Genomic DNA, 15,111 nt, shown 5'->3' on the forward strand with positions numbered 1-15,111 from the left:
ATTCGCGGGCCAATCTTGCCCGCCGTCAGGCAGAAACTCCACTTATCGCCCTGTTCAGATTTCCGGAGCCGGCTCTGCACGCAACTCCCACCAGCGGGCTTGCTGTTGCCGCGCAATGGCCACTGCTCGCTTCAGTTCGACCTCTGCCTGGTCACGCCTCCCGAGTATTAGGTTGATGCTGCCCCTAAGACGGTACAGCTCGGCCTCAAAGAACCTCTCACCTGTTGCTTCGGCCAGCTGAACGCCTTCGTCCAGCAGACGGAGTCCGACTTCAGGTTCTCCGAGCTGGGCATGGGCGAAGGCGAGATGGCCCAAGTACACAGTGCGGCGGCATCGCTCAGAGTTGCGGTAAGTTGCCGCCAAGGCGCTGCGCATCAGTTCAATCCCGACTTGAAGGTCTCCTGCTTGGGCTAACAGTGCTCCACGGAAAAAACGTGCTCTTCGTTCGATTGCCGCAAATTCATGCTCGATGCTGAGCGATATCGCCTCATCGGCGTGAGCCAAGGCGCGCTTTGCGTCGCCGCCGATTGTGCCCAAAACGGCTATGTTCCCCAGAGCCAGGGCTGTCGTAAAGCTTTGTTCTCTCGTTCGGGCAAGAGTCTCTGTGCGCTCGACGATTGTTGTAGACTGTTTAGGATAGCCAAGGACCAATAGCGTCGTCGAGAGCCACGCCAGGCTATTCACCGCGTCATCGACTCCGAAGCGGCGATAGGTCGAGATCGTGGCTGGATTGGTTGCGCATAGTGCGAGGGCGCGATCGAGGTGTTGGCGTGCATCGGCGAAGGCACCCGTGAAATGCAACGACTGCCCAATGAACCGTGTGGCTAGGACGGACACGCCGGGATGCTCATACTCTGTGGCCAACGCGAGGCAGTGCCGGGCGTCCTCCAGCGCTGAGCCATACTCCGCGCGCATGAAGTGGGCTAGGTAGTTGCCCCACAGGATCGTCATCCGTTCTTCTAGGCTGGCGCTTTCGCCAAGCAGCGCGCGAGCCCGTGAGAAGACCCGCGACGTTTCAGGCGCGGCATCACCCTCAGTCGCGGCAACTGCAGGCCCAAGGGCCAGATAAAAATCTAATTCTTTGCGGTCCCGTTGTGGCGAGCTCGGCAGTTGCTGGGTTAGCTCCATTCCTCGCGTGAGATGTTTTACGGCCTCGGCATTGGAAGAGCGGCCGAGCGCGCGCTTTCCAGCCTTGAGCCAATAGTCCGTCGCTTGCTCGAGCATGCCGGCTTCAGTGAAATGGTGCGCAAGGATTTCAGGGTCGTTCACGACGGCATCCTTGAATCCGTTCTCTAGGGCGCGCGCTATCTGAGCATGAAGTTGCCGTCGCCGTCTCTTCAGCAGGCTTTGGTAAGCCGCATCCCTGACCAATGCGTGCTTGAAGCTGTACATTGCATCCGGCAGCTCACCTTGGCGGAAAATAAGTCCGGCCTCCTCGAGTTCGGCGAGGGAATGCTGCAACCATGGGTCCTCTCGAGCTACCACAGCCAGCATCAAGGAATAGGAGAATTCGCGACCGATGGTGGCGCCGATCTGGGCGATCTCCTTCACCGAGTGCAGGCGGTCGAGCCGCGCCATCAGGGAGTCATGGAGGGTTTCCGGGATGGCGAAAGGCGGTAACGGCCCCCTGAGCTGATAGCGATCCTGATATTCAACCAGGATGCCTGCTTCGATGACAGCCTTTGTGAGTTCCTCCACAAAGAGCGGGTTTCCGTCAGTCTTTGTGACGATCTCCTTCATCACGTCGATCGGAAGCGCGCGACCGTTAGCCACCTGCGTGGCCACACCTTTGACATCATCTGGGTTGAGCCGTCCGAGGATCAGGCTTCCGACATTTGCAAGACCAGTCCAGGGAGGCTCGAACTCTGGTCGAAAGGTAACCAGCGCAAGAATAGGCAACTGTCGGGCTCGCTCTACGACGAGGTCGAGCAATTCGAGGGTGGTGTCGTCGGCCCACTGAACATCTTCGAGGAGCAAGAAGATCGGCTGTTTGCGCGAACGGCTCTCGAATTGATCGAGGAGCGCGGCAAGCGTTCGGCGACGCTGCTGGGCGGGGCTTAGCTGCAGTTTCGGATAACGATCCTCGCACGGAATCGATAGCAGCGCGGCAAAAAGGGGTACCACCGTCTGAACTTGCGTCGCTCTCAGCGCGAGCAGCGCCTCCAGCTTGTCAAGCCGCATCTCGGCCGAATCGTCCGCCTTAAACCCGGCGCTCCTTTCCAACTGCTCGACCACGGGATGAAGTGCGCTGTTGGCGTGATAAGGCGAGCACTGATAACGAAATTGCATCTGTGGTTGATGCTTAGCTGCACGCTCAGCCAGAGCGGCTGCTAGGCGCGATTTCCCGATACCCGGCTCGCCGGAGAGGAGAACAATCTGGCCTTCGCCGGTGCGAGCCAAACGCTGACGTTCCAACAGGAACTCCAACTCGGAATCGCGGCCGATGAGATGGGCGCGCTCTGCCGGACGCACCGCTTCAAAGCGGCTCTCGGAAGCGGAGAGGCCCTGAACGGCCCACGCGCAGACGGGCGCGCTGATGCCCTTGAGCTGGTGGGCCCCAAGATCGCGAAGATTAAAGATATCGCCAAGGAGACGGCGCGTCGAATCAGCGACGACCACTGTATTCGGCTCTACCAAGGCTTGCACGCGAGCCGCGATATTAGGAGCGCCCCCAACGACGGAATGCTCCCGAAGCTTACCCTCGCCACCCAGGTCGCCGACTACCACCATGCCGGTGGCGATGCCGATACGCACGGCGAGAGGTTCTCCTGCGCGGGTTTCGAGCCGTGCGACGGCAGCAATGATATCCAGTGCAGCTCGCACCGTTCGTTCGGGATCGTCCTCGTGCGCAATGGGATAGCCGAAATACGCAAGGATGCCGTCTCCGCGAAAGTCGGCGAGAAAGCCGTCATAGGAGCGCGTGATGCGAGCACAAGCAGCGTGATAGGCATCTATGACGGCGCCCATATCTTCCGGATCAAGCCGTGCCGTCAAAGCGGTCGAACCGACTAAGTCACAGATCATCACCGTGAGGTGGCGGCGTTCCGCGTACTGCGCAACTGCAGTATTCGCATCAGCCGAGGGAGGGCTGGAGGGAAGCGCACTGATCGCATTCATCAGGCGCTTGCGGTCGCCAAGTGGGATGCCGATCTTTTCGAAGTCGCCTTCTGTCAATTGCGGCAACACATCGCAATCGATGGCATTCGCGATGAATAGGGACTCATGCTGTCCCAGCCCTAGCCTTCTCAGCCAAGTCTTGATTTCCATGGCCGGACCCTGGTGTGTACGAAAGTTTCAGCATGTCAGAGCCAAACCTTGGTTCGGCTACTTCATCGCATTCGAATATCCATTCAAAGCAGTTCGGTCTTATCGCACCGACAATAGCATGCTGTCTGGCCTGTATATGTGAACAGCCTCGCAATTCGTCGCACCTAAATACCTCTTGAAGCATGGTAAGTGTTCCGTCCGACGGCTGTGGCTGTCGTTTCTGTCCCTACATCGCTCATGAGGAGATCCCATGGTGAGCGACGAGGGTGGCACGGTGATGTCGAGCGCTCCGCAGTCTCCATGTTGATCAGGAGCCCGAATTGGTCGACCGCTCAACCGGCAGATTGGGGAAGCTCGCCGCCGTTAAGGCTTTTGAAGTTCAATCATAGAAAGCCAGAGGATATCCACTCTTCTAGACTCTCCACGGCAAGTAGTTGGAATGGGACAGATTTCAGTTGACTGCCTGGGAGTCGGCATGAATTTCTACGGCGACTTGCTACGAGTTAAATCTGCCAATGCCAGCTCGAGCTCGATCGCTACAGCTGCTCTTGCTCATAAGAGAGTTCAACCAATTGAAGCTCTCGCTCTGTTTGATCCAAATCATGGTCGGAATCGCCTGGAGTATGGGACAGTCCGAAGGCGTGATCTATCGAAGACGTTGACTGCGACGTGGTGTCTCGTTGGCGGCGAACACATAGCGCGAGTTGGCGCTGGATGCCTCGCCGCGGCCTACCTGAAAAACGCAGCAGACTGGTCCGTCCCATCCTCAACGAAGGGCAGGTGGCCTGAGGAGGCAGGAGCTTCCCGGGCACCACCTGAAGTCGGAATGCGCCTGATCCGTGCCGTATAGGCGCTCCAGCGGCTCAGGTTTGCCCGGTGGTGCGCGATGCGCAAGTAACACACCGTCAATCGCCCAGCGCTAGAACAGGTCCTATCGCGGACTGGTGACGAGCACTGGGATAGGAATGGGAATTGAGAGCCCGGCGGACCTAGGCCGGCGGGTTTTTCTTTGATCAGATCGGGCCCGGGGCAGGCCAGTCCACGATGACTAAGTTTCACCCATGTGTATGATTCCCTTGGGCGGGGCTTGATTCGTCATGCTGGAAGCCATTCTCCTATTGCTGGAAATTGGGGCCGCAGCCCTTCTGCTGATCGCCTTCTGGGGACTGCAGCATCACGTATGACTGCGCCTCGGGGGCCTAGCGCCTCGAGGGCCGCCGGTTGACGCAGCGTGCTTGCTGTACGCGACTGTGATGACTGTTAGGAAAGGCCGTGTGAAGTAGTTCACAAGCGGGAGGTATTCCTGAGCCTAGCGTGCGTGCTTCCACTGGAGGGAAGCGCAATGAAGTGGAACTTGGCAACCTGTCGAATGCTCGCGCTGACCGCCGCTGTTCTGGTGGCGGCTGGTACTACTATGGCCGTCGGTACTCCTCGTGGAGTCCATGAACCAATGTTGGGGTCCGATTGGCAATGCAGCCGGACCATGCTGCTCGTGACCACGTGTGCGCACTGAAGCATTGATCGGATAGCCGCAGACGCGTTCGGCAAGGCCAGCGGGCGCTGGTTCACACATCTCGGCCCTCACGAATATCGGCCTAACAATCAATTAACGAAGAACCCATAGCGTGTTCCGCCGCTGACCTGCATCCCGTGACGCATGGCGAGGTGGGTCTAGGACGGGGCCGATACCATGGCGGACCTAAGGGAAAAATTGGACAAACTCCGTGCCGATGCCGCGGATTTGGCCCTTATGAGCAGGCGATCGAGCGACCCGCAAAAGCGCGCACTTTTCGAACGCTTGGCAGATGAGCTCGCCATAGAGGCTCTCGAACTCGAGCAGGTGGTGCAGCTGCAAAGCCGGCGCTCCGGTCACAGCGACATGGATAAAGTCGTGCCCCTCCGCGTACGTCCAGATCGTCGCTGACCCAATCCCGCTTCCCCTTGTGGGCCACCGCCGCAGGCACATTGCGGACGAGGGGGCGGGGCAGTCCGGGAAGATGCCCGGCATCCTGGGCAAGTTGCCAACGCTGCTGTTGAGCGGGGCGAACAGGCGACGAGTCGCGTGCACGTTTCTCTTCATGGAGTAGAGATTGGACACGATCGAGTCTCCGAAGCTGCCTGGCGGGGACGGGAGGCCAGTTGCAGAAGAGTGGCTGCCGGTGGCCCGTAAGCTCCGTCGCCGCGCGGCTTTGCTTAGTCTGCTATGGATCGCCCGGGGGCGGCATTCTTTGGCTGATCGCTATTCATGAATGCAGCGGCCTCGTCGACGCTGCCATCACCTCGGCGGTCGCGGACTGATGGATCATGTGTCCGGCACCAGCGATGCGGTGCAATCTGCTTTGCTCGCTATTGACGTGCAGTCTGGCCGATTGCCTCTCGAAGTCAATTATCCGGTCATCTTCGCGGCTATGGCCTGATCTTGGACATCCGTCGTAATCATTGCAGTGGGCCTTCTTCCCAATGTGATCGCGGCGCTCAATTTGTCTGCCGCTTTTGAACCGAAGCCTGGTCGATTAGAAAATCGTCCAACTTCCGGCCACCTCGAAGCTGCGGCCGCAGCCATCGAGGCAGTCTGCCGCGGCCGGACCATGTCTCCGCCGGGTTCTTTGGGTTGCCATATTTGGGGCGAACGGGCGGGTATGGACGGCGCTTACGATCGAACCGTACAGCTTTCTCGGCCAGTCCAATTTTGTGGAGCCGCTCCTCCAACCGTGCTTTTTGCACCAAAATTTTCTGACTGAGGGTGGCGGCGACCTGTTGGTGAAGTATCCAAAGTTCGTCAAGGGAAAGCGAATTGAAATGCTCGGTGTTCATCGCTCGATCCAACTCTTGGGGGAAGGCCCAGGCAGACAAGTCGGGAATGAAGGAGCAGACAAGCCATCAGTTATATAGTCGTCGTACAATCCACATTTAAATGAGGAGGTAAACGGGAGAAAGGCGCGATGGCGGTAATATCGTGACGGAGCATTTAATTTGGTGCCAGGCGAATCCTCACCCCGGCCCGCACACCGGCATCGTATTATCCACAACCTACCGCTCGACCAGTTGCGCTTCCACATTGCCATTGCGAAGGTGAGCGCAAACACTGCAGCGAGTGATCAACCGGGCGGCCGCGTCGCGGATCGCGAGCGGGATCGACGCCCCACGTAACGCATGTGGCTCGACTTAATTGAACGCGCTGCCCCGTTTTGCAACCGAAGAGTGTTGGATGGCCTGTTAACTCGGATGGCCAGGAGCACAATTAATCCATCACGTTGCCAGATTTAAGCCGCATCGGAGCCCATGTCGCCGCGAAGGCTCGTGCCGAGTAGGGGGCGCAGCACCGGGAGTTTTCGATGTCCCGTCATTTGCGATTTTACTTCGCCGGTTTAGTCCTTGTCGGAGGTCTTCCGGCGACACCAGCGTGCTCCGACCCTTTTACTAACTTGTTCAATATTGCTCCGCGCGAGCCCGCTGCAACCTCATCGGTGCAGCCGGAATGCCTGCCGCGGCCCGGCAACTCGCATGGCCCACGTCAGCACTGGGTCTATCGGCGGGACGGCCACCGCAAATGCTGGTTCCTAGCCGAAGGCACCGCGACAGTGCGACAACCGGCTCATGGTCGTGTGGCCAACCGCGCCGCCAGCTCCGTCGAGAACGAGGCCGAGCAGCAAAGGGCGAGCCCCGTGATCGATGCGCGCGCGGAGTTGCCAAGCTCATCGGCGGCCGAGGGGGCTCAGCAGACGCCGCCGGCACACGAACTCAAGGTGGCCGATGCCGCTTCTGTTTTCGATGCGGGCACGCCGGCCCCCATGCCGGCGCGACCCGCCGCGGATCTTCCTATCACCCAGCTCACGCCCGAGCACTCCGTGCCGCCCCAAGTTGACGTGGAGAAGCTTGCCGCGGCCGCGCGAGCCGACTCACCTCCAGCTATCCCGATGGCCGCGCACAATGAAGAGGTGCGCGACGAGCCGCGCAGCTGGACGGTAACCTCGTTAGGTGTGCTGCTGATGACGCTGGGGGGCTTTTCGATTTTAAGCTCGAACCGCACGGTTCGGCAGACGGTAAAGCTACGCCACCGATGCGCGTACACTGAGCGGGTTAGTTGACGCAGCCCCGCGATCGATGAGTTCACGCCGTTATAGCCGAATTGCCACACGTACAAAGGTTCCGCGCGCCTGCACTCAGTTCGGCGCTGCCTTAGACGGACATTCGATTAACCTGACGATCCCCTTTTTGGATGGGACTGCCATCATGCGGGTACAAAGTGTTCGTGGTGGACTGCGGCAAGTGATCTGCGCAGCAAAGCTTGACTGTATTGACGAGCAAGCGGCGAGACGTCGAGCCTAGCAAATGTATGGCGAGCACGACGTGCAGCTTTGGGAAGGCGATCGGCTTCCTCAAATGCATTCGCCAGCTCTTCTGTACGGGGCGAATAAGGACGTCGTGCGCTACCGCACTGGCCTCCATCGTGACGTTTCCCGGTCCGCCGTTCGGGGAAGCTGGCTCGCTCGATGAAGCCAAGCGCGCCGCTTCAAGGTCGCCTGGGAGAACTCCAAGGCGAAACATCGGCCAAGCTGATCGATATCGCCTCGCTGATCGGCGTCTTTGGTAGCTCCAAGTTGCTCGGGGAGCTTTTCCTTTCGAGCACGCAACACTCTCCGCGCCCTCCGCTCCTGAGATTGCCACATCCGCCGCTGAGATGAAAAAGACCGCAGGATCAGCTCATCTCCTGCGGCCTTTATTGTCCCGGGAAAATTGAGTGCTTACGTAATGGACACTTCCAGCCCCGGCTGTTGGCGATGATTGCAGAACCTGGTTTGCGGGTTGAGTCCAAAACATGTGTTCCGAAGCGGAACATGGGAGGCTGTTGCGCCTGCGCCACGTCTTGCCCTGATGCGGAAGAGGGCGGACGCATAGCCCGACGTTCTGCCGTGTTTCATCGAGAGTCCCACCCAGTATTCTTGCGGGCGGTTGAGACGTTGGAATCGGTGTAAATTCGGGGAAATGGTGAAAATGCAAGTCCACCATCAACCGTAGCACCAAGCACGGCCGACAAGGAGGGAAGCATGGTTGCAGCTCTGCAGATAAACTTTGCGCTGTGGGGAATGATTGTTTGCGCCGCCTGCGAGTTTCTGCAACTGGCCGAACTATTTTAGAACAGCGGAAGCCTCCAACTAACCACTCTGAAACGTTTATGGGCCATGGTACGCGCACCGGTCTTAACTGCGAGTGGGCCGGTACAGAATGGGCCCTAGCGCATCCAAGCAGCGCTAGGGCTTTTTCGTCGAGCCGTGACTCGGACCAGAGCGAACAGCTCGGGTTCACGCCCCTCTATTTTTTTCACTCGCGATCTTGGTACTTTTCACTACACCGGAAATCACCGCGCTTTACGAGGTCGACCTCTTGAAGGGGCGCATAACAGTGAAGCAGGGCGTATTGGTTGGTATATGGCGCAGGTGAGCGGACGCAAACGTTCGCGCCAACCGGTAGATCGACCAACTGGCCATCCATCAGCATGTAGCTGCAATTGTCTTTTGCTTTGTCTTGTCCGCCGTAGTGTCATCGGCCCTGGCTGCGCCCAGTGAGGCGAACGCCAGGCCTGCGATTATAAGTGCGCGCATCTGGTTCCTTTTCTTTCCACACCGGACGTTCTGCCCTGCGCTTGGATCGTATCAGGTGCCGCGTGATCGTTCAGCTCCGGTTCTGGAGGCGGAAATGTTCAGTCGGAGCAGCGTAGAGTAAACCTGCGCCTCGAGCGGTTCATCCTGCTTCGGAGCCGACCTTCGACGCGGCGGCTTGCCGGCGGGTCCTCGCCGGGCGGCCGGGCGCCTTCTCGCTTACGGGTAGGCCTCGGCTGAAAGCCTTTACTCGATGTTGGCCAAGATCGACGCCATGTTTGAGTAAGCGGGATGCCATGAAGAAGTCGGAGGCGCATCACAACACGGGCGAGGTGCTGGTAGGGCATCGGTGGTGAACCTCATCAACACCAGGAAACCTGACAAGAACTCAGGTTCCGGGAGCCTTTGCTATGGCCGTCTTCTGGCCGACACTGAGGCTACCGTCATTCGCCCCCATCCGGGTCCTTGGAGACATCGGCATTTGTCGAGCATCTCCAAGCGAAAGATGTGCCACATAATTTTGTATTACTTGTGCGTCAGCTTACCGGCGGAATCATCCCACGCGCGTCCGCAACGGCGCATGGCGCCGCGAAGGTCCATGCGGGTTAGCGACGTTGCAAGGGGGAGGGGAATGGCACTTTTCAGCCACGATCCGTGCTTGCTCACCGCGGCTTTCCCGTTTTACACGCATCTGCAATTCAGAATATGGGTCTAAATTGCGGCTAGGGCAATCGCGAGCATGGTCCGCGATCTGAAAATCGTATTGTCTCGGATTGATCTGTCGCAAATGCTGACACTCGACCAAAGACTATATTGAGACCCGTTTATGGAGCTCTGCCATGATCATAGAGCGCCGTCACATGAGGATGGAAGATCGCGATTTTTTTCCCGTGGCAGTTAAGGTTCTCGAGCCTCAAGATTGGACTGAGATCGCTTCAGCCGCGACGAGTCACAATGACCCGCTATTCAGCGACGTTGCCGAGGAGCGGTTTGACACGCTGCGCGCACATATTTTGCGGCTTGAGCAGGAGGCTGACGCGGAGCGTAAGTAATCGCTACGGCGTCGCGCAATGCATTGTGCCGCGCGACGCTGAGGCCAACGGCGCAAGGGAGAGTCAGAATTGGGCTGCGCCTTTCCTTGCGCGCTCATATACGCGTGCGGCCCGAAGCGGGAGGGTATGATGCCGCTGCACACCAACAATCTCGAATCGACCATGCGATACCCCGGCCCGTAGCATCCAGATCCGTCGTAGTCGATCTTTCCCTTGCTGTATTCCAGCATTTTGACAGGCTGGCCGGTGGTTAGCTAGTCGTAGACGCACTTTGCTTGCGTGTACCTGCGCTCAGCCGAGGATTGTTGGTCCAGAGCGATGACAATGGTCGTCACGATGCCTGCTATTCCAATGAGCCCAGCAAGGGCAAGACCCACGCGCTGGAAGCCGCGAATAAACCGAGCCCCCGCTGTGAGCGGAGGTCTCGGCGGGGCTATTGGTCCAATCTCTCTCAACTGGGCCACCATCACGTCCCGCCATCCGGCAGCTGAAATCTCTTCTCGACGGCCGCAGCGACGCAGCTGGACGAATACATGACCACAGAAATCAGAGCGCTGGTAAAATACACGATCGCTGCCAAAACCATGTCGATCACCGTCCTGCTGGACGCTAGGATGGCGAAGCAGACGACAAGTGAAACGACGCTGACCACTACCGTGAAGACGTCTCCAGATCTGGCTGCGTAGATTAACGGCGCGATCGCGGTCAAAAGGAAGGACAAACCGATCGCCAATATCCCGATGGAGGACCCGCCGGAGGCGAGAGAAGGCGCGATCTGCTCGCCTAATGCCTTGATGTCAGGTCGTGGCAGCTCCCCCGAATATACCAGATAAAAATAGCCACCCACGATCGTCACTAATAGGCAGATCACAAGTACCTTAAACGCGAACTTCACGTACTGCATGGCCTGCTAACCTCTGTTGCCGACGCTTGAAGGCCTGTTTGAATTTTCTAATCACCGCGGGATTTCGGTCATGTTGCGCCATATCGGCCGGGCCTGTTGCCCTGGTTAAGCGTGGCGTTTCTAGCATTGCTTATGCCACGAGAGCCCTAAGTGTTTCCTTCCAGCCAGTCGAATGGACGATGCGCGCCGTTTGGAGAGACGCATCCAAAATTTGCTTCTTCGACAGCCGAGAAGCCGCCTCCCAATCATGTCCGAATACGTAAATCGCGTTGTCGCGACGGATGCTTTCGAGGACCACTAGATCTTGTGTTTTGAATTCGTATGCAATGCATCGCTAAATCCATTGACTCCGACGTATATGGTGTTCGGTCCAAGGGCCTAAGGTTTCCTGGCGATCCTGAATGACAGCCGCCACACCTTCAGATGCCCTGCGCGACGCGAAGGTAAGGTGGCTCTTCATTCTACTCCATGGGTACTCGCCTGGAGGCAAGAGATTCCAGTTGATCTGTTTTATGTGTGGGGGAACGAGCGACTTCAGGTCGGTCGCTGTGATTTCGCAGTAACCGATCAGCTCAAGAAATAAATTGATGACGTGTTTTAGGTCTTCTGCGTCGTCGACATTAACAGTCGGAGAAACGATGAGGACACGAGAATCGTAGCGTCTGACCGTGACCTCTACAGAAGGTGGGGGCGTGACGATGCGCGGATAACACTCTTGGTGAATATCCCTGAAATCTTCCTTCTCTTTGCTTTGTCCCCTTCCTGACCACTGTTTCCACTTCCAGCGAACTGTCCGAATGTATCGAGACTCCTTCGGTTTTGTTCTTGTCCGGTTGCCATTTCCCATCCGCGTTGAAGCGAGAGACCGGACCCCTAATCAGCGGAAGTAGCGTGGTCCCGTCAGGAGAGTCTTCAGCAAAGCCAACGCGCAGGCCGACTCTTGAGCACCTACCGATCGATTTGCGAGATTGCGGCGCTGCTCCTCTGCTGCGATGTCTGACTGAGCTTGGGTCGCCTCTTGGTTAGCTTCGGCCACCGTCATTTTTCCCGCCTGCACGCGTTCGGCTATGACAGCTCGCGTGGCGCAGTATTTATCGAACAAGTCGGTGTAGGTCGTGAAAGGCCTGATCGCCAGCGCGGCGGTGGCGTTGCACTTGTTCTTCTCGATCATGTTTTTGGTGCCTTCGGGGAATTGCACCTTGCAGTTTTCAAAGGCCTGCTGCATGGCCGCAGCAGCTGCTGCTTGTTGCTGCTCACGCTTCGGCGCGCGGCAAGTCCGCAGCCGCCCAGCGCGACGCAAAGCGCCGCGACGCCAAATCTACGCATGTGAAAAGCCCCCCGGCTAAAAACAACAGGGCGCACTGAACCTCAACCAATGCGCGAAATCAATAGGTTGCGCGCGTAAAATGCCGCAACTTGGGAAAAATATGCAGGCCTGTGGACGAAGGCGGAAGCGCCCCGAGGCGGGTGTTTGTTCTGCGCATGCGGAGGAGCTATCGGATGATCAGCGTGCGGAGGTAGCCGCCAGACGGTCGGCGGCGGTTCTGCAGGCGGCCAAATAGCCCTGATTTGCCATTCGGCCCGCTCCAGCCGCAAAGCTTGGGCGGGGCCCTCCGCAGGCGAGCCAGAACAGTAAGGGAGAGCGCTGCCGGGCTCGAAATGCCAGTCCCCCCGGCGGCGCTCTTGTCTCAGACTGGGCACTGAAATCCCACTCCTGTTCAACTCTGCAATGATTATGCCACAGGTTGATGACAGCGCCTTCCTCGACCGCCGGTCCGTGCTGGCGGCACAGGAAGCGCGACCGGCAGCGGCTGATGCCACATCGCCTGCGGTTGAGGCGGTAACCTGACGTCAATAGGTACCGCCTTACGATGCAGCATCGCGGATTGGTGACGAGTACCGCGGTACGCATGGGCATAGAGAACTCGTCGGCTACCGGAGCCGGCGGGTTTTCATTTGAGCAAAAGGGGGCGTTAGACCGCAGCCTTCGGCCGGGTTACGAGTGAAAGATAGTCTTATCCCCGGCTTTGCTGACAATGAGAACGCCATACCGTAGGGGTTTTTTCCAGATCGCCACCCGTTTCGCCTCTGCGATTGCGTCATCGTCATTTAGAGCCTTGATCGGAAAAGAATCGCAGGTCACCCCATCCGGCTTCGTCACGTCAGGAAAATAACAATCCATCATGAAATGAGACATCTGCACCTCCCGACCTTGAGCCGATCAGGCTACCTTTTCCGCTCGCGATCTTCGTACTTTTCCCTACACCGGGAATCGCCGCGCTTTACGAGGTCAATCTCTTGAAGGGGCGGATAACAGTGAAGCAGCGCGTATTCGTTTGTATATGGCGCGGGTGAGCGGACGCAGTTTGCGCCAACGGGTAGATCGACCAACTGCCCATCCATAAGCATGTAGCTGCAGCTGTCTATTTTCTTTGTTTTGTCTGCGGGACCATCATCGGCCGCCCCGGCTGAAACTAGCGAAGCGAGGGCGACGCCGGCGATTATGAGAGCTACGCATTTGGCTCCCTTTCCATTCGAACGCGCTACGAATGTCTGGCGCGGCCGTAGTGTCCGCAAGCGATTTCGGTCGTTAGCCACCGCGGCCGACATTGGAGGAGGCATTATCCAGCCATCGCCGCGTTGCATCGTCACTCCATCCGGGGACTGCGAAGCGCGCCCGAGAATTGACATCCAGGCTCGGACGTTCCGCCGCGGGTTGACGTGCCCGAGAGTGACGCACCTTTGCAGCGTCGGCCGACGTGCACAGGAGCACCACGAAACTCACCGCCAAAGCAGAGCGCATAGCATCAGTTCCAATCCCGCAACTGCCCTATCTGATGCTCTGACTGTTTCCCCACAAGCTGCACCGGCTTCACAACTACGAGAAGGAGGCGAAAGCGCGCGAGCTACCAGGCGTCGTGGGGAAGCTCTGGGATGTTGTCTCTCAGCAGCGCGGGCAAATATTCATTCTCCGTTTCAGCTGATCTTCATCCGCTTGCTGTCGGGCGTTTTCTTCTTCCCAGGTCATCGGCTTAGACACCAACGAAGGTTTTTGCCCCATTGTGTTGGCACGCTTGCGGGTCCGTTGGTTGGGCAGGGAAGTCTCGGGCGGTGGTGGATATAGCCCGTCTGGCCCCGCCGCCCCCTGCTGGGCAATGCAAGCATTTCCGGATGCGCAGCAAATCGCGGCCAGCAATAGACCAGAACGGATGTTCATGGGGCTCCAAGCGCCAACTCGCGCCGTAAATCGCTTAGTGTCCACCTTACCCGCCTTCGCCAAACTGGCCCGCGGGTTCAAGCTAGGGAGCGCGTCGCAAATCACGCCGCCGGACTCGAAATGTGCATCCCGGCGGCGCTTGTTTCAGTCCAGCCCCGAGATGGGGATCAGCAAAAATCCCGGATACTGTTGAGTATGGGGGTGGAGTGTGAAGGTTCAGTTCGCATTGAAGATCGAGGCCCACCGGTCACGCTGGCGGCCCCGCTGTTCTCCGGGCGAGAACAGATTGTGATAATTATAATCTTCGTTTGTTCGCACCGCGTGTATTTATAAGCGGAACGCCCAGAAGTAAGGTCGTCTCAGTTGGCGGCATGGTCCGTATGCGCCGGGTTCACGCTGGCGGGCCTTATACGTTGGTTCCCATCTTTGGAGTGGCAAAGACAGGCCGAACGTCAGCGCCGCGACTACCGCAGCCTTGGCAGATAAACTGCGGTTCAAATCTGCCGGCCATCGGCGTGCGTAGGGCGGGCGCCCTGGTCAAGGCCTGCCTCCACGTCCTCATGTGGCTGTTCTTCCCAGACCAACTCGCCGCATTCGCATTCGAAGATCCGGAGGAAGCCGGGTGGCCTTGAATTCCAAATGCGCTCTATCACCCGTGTCGGTCGGCCGCACTTGGGACATCGGACGGAATCTTGTCTTGATGTCATAGGAACGTCTCGCCACTACGTGGGCAGACTCTGGACGCAGCTTTATGTTCCCCAAGGAAGCCCCGCCGAGTAAGGCAAGGCCGCGCGGCTTAGAGACGGCCCCGGCTTCAGGGGGGCTGGAAGGATGGGCCGGGGCCGCTCCGCCAGCTCAGGAGAGGAGCTAGCAAGACAGCAAGCCGGGCAGTGATGCTAGGTTCCTACGGCTGTCACCAGCCGCACATAGGTGCCGCTCTCATGTAGCTCCAGCCAGCCCTTTTCGACATCGCACCTAATGCCGGCACCGAACTCAGAGCTGGTCCCGGTTGTCTGAACAGAATCTCCGCGTCGATAAGTGGAGCCTCTGCCGGGGTTAGGCCGCCATGCG

8 protein-coding genes are annotated in these 15,111 nt (G+C 58.4%); 2 read left to right on the top strand and 6 right to left on the bottom strand.

All coding sequences use genetic code 11. The features are described from left to right. Nucleotides 1–54: 54 nt before the first annotated feature. The 3 genes from AC0L3K_RS38845 to AC0L3K_RS38855 form a co-directional block, all read right to left on the bottom strand. Nucleotides 55–3,267, bottom strand: coding sequence for an AAA family ATPase (locus tag AC0L3K_RS38845; RefSeq protein WP_473368052.1), 3,213 nt, complete (start codon nucleotides 3,265–3,267; stop codon nucleotides 55–57). Nucleotides 3,268–4,966: 1,699 nt separating this feature from the next. Beyond that, nucleotides 4,967–5,365, bottom strand: coding sequence for a hypothetical protein (locus tag AC0L3K_RS38850; protein WP_354129098.1), 399 nt, complete (start codon nucleotides 5,363–5,365; stop codon nucleotides 4,967–4,969). A gap of 377 nt (nucleotides 5,366–5,742) precedes the next feature. Beyond that, a complete protein-coding gene (locus tag AC0L3K_RS38855) occupies nucleotides 5,743–6,081 on the bottom strand; it encodes an H-NS histone family protein (RefSeq protein ID WP_354129099.1) in 339 nt (112 codons plus the stop codon). A 521-nt stretch (nucleotides 6,082–6,602) separates the two neighbouring features. Between AC0L3K_RS38855 and AC0L3K_RS38860 the strand changes: the two genes are divergently transcribed. Together AC0L3K_RS38860 and AC0L3K_RS38865 are read left to right on the top strand one after the other, a co-directional pair. Further along, complete coding sequence (locus AC0L3K_RS38860) at nucleotides 6,603–7,355, top strand: hypothetical protein (protein ID WP_354129100.1); 753 nt, start codon at nucleotides 6,603–6,605, stop codon at nucleotides 7,353–7,355. A gap of 2,351 nt (nucleotides 7,356–9,706) precedes the next feature. Then, complete coding sequence (locus AC0L3K_RS38865; protein WP_354129101.1) at nucleotides 9,707–9,919, top strand: hypothetical protein; 213 nt, start codon at nucleotides 9,707–9,709, stop codon at nucleotides 9,917–9,919. Nucleotides 9,920–10,385: 466 nt separating this feature from the next. Here AC0L3K_RS38865 and AC0L3K_RS38870 read toward each other — a convergent pair whose 3' ends face one another. The 3 genes from AC0L3K_RS38870 to AC0L3K_RS38880 form a co-directional block, all read right to left on the bottom strand. Next, nucleotides 10,386–10,823, bottom strand: a complete 438-nt coding sequence (locus AC0L3K_RS38870; RefSeq protein ID WP_354129102.1) for a hypothetical protein — start codon at nucleotides 10,821–10,823, stop codon at nucleotides 10,386–10,388. An 877-nt stretch (nucleotides 10,824–11,700) separates the two neighbouring features. Continuing rightward, nucleotides 11,701–12,048, bottom strand: coding sequence for a hypothetical protein (locus AC0L3K_RS38875; protein ID WP_354129103.1), 348 nt, complete (start codon nucleotides 12,046–12,048; stop codon nucleotides 11,701–11,703). 771 nt (nucleotides 12,049–12,819) lie between these two features. Next, complete coding sequence (locus AC0L3K_RS38880) at nucleotides 12,820–13,020, bottom strand: hypothetical protein (RefSeq protein ID WP_354129104.1); 201 nt, start codon at nucleotides 13,018–13,020, stop codon at nucleotides 12,820–12,822. Nucleotides 13,021–15,111 lie beyond the last annotated feature (2,091 nt).

The organism is Bradyrhizobium sp. MI1.10 (genome assembly GCF_055811035.1).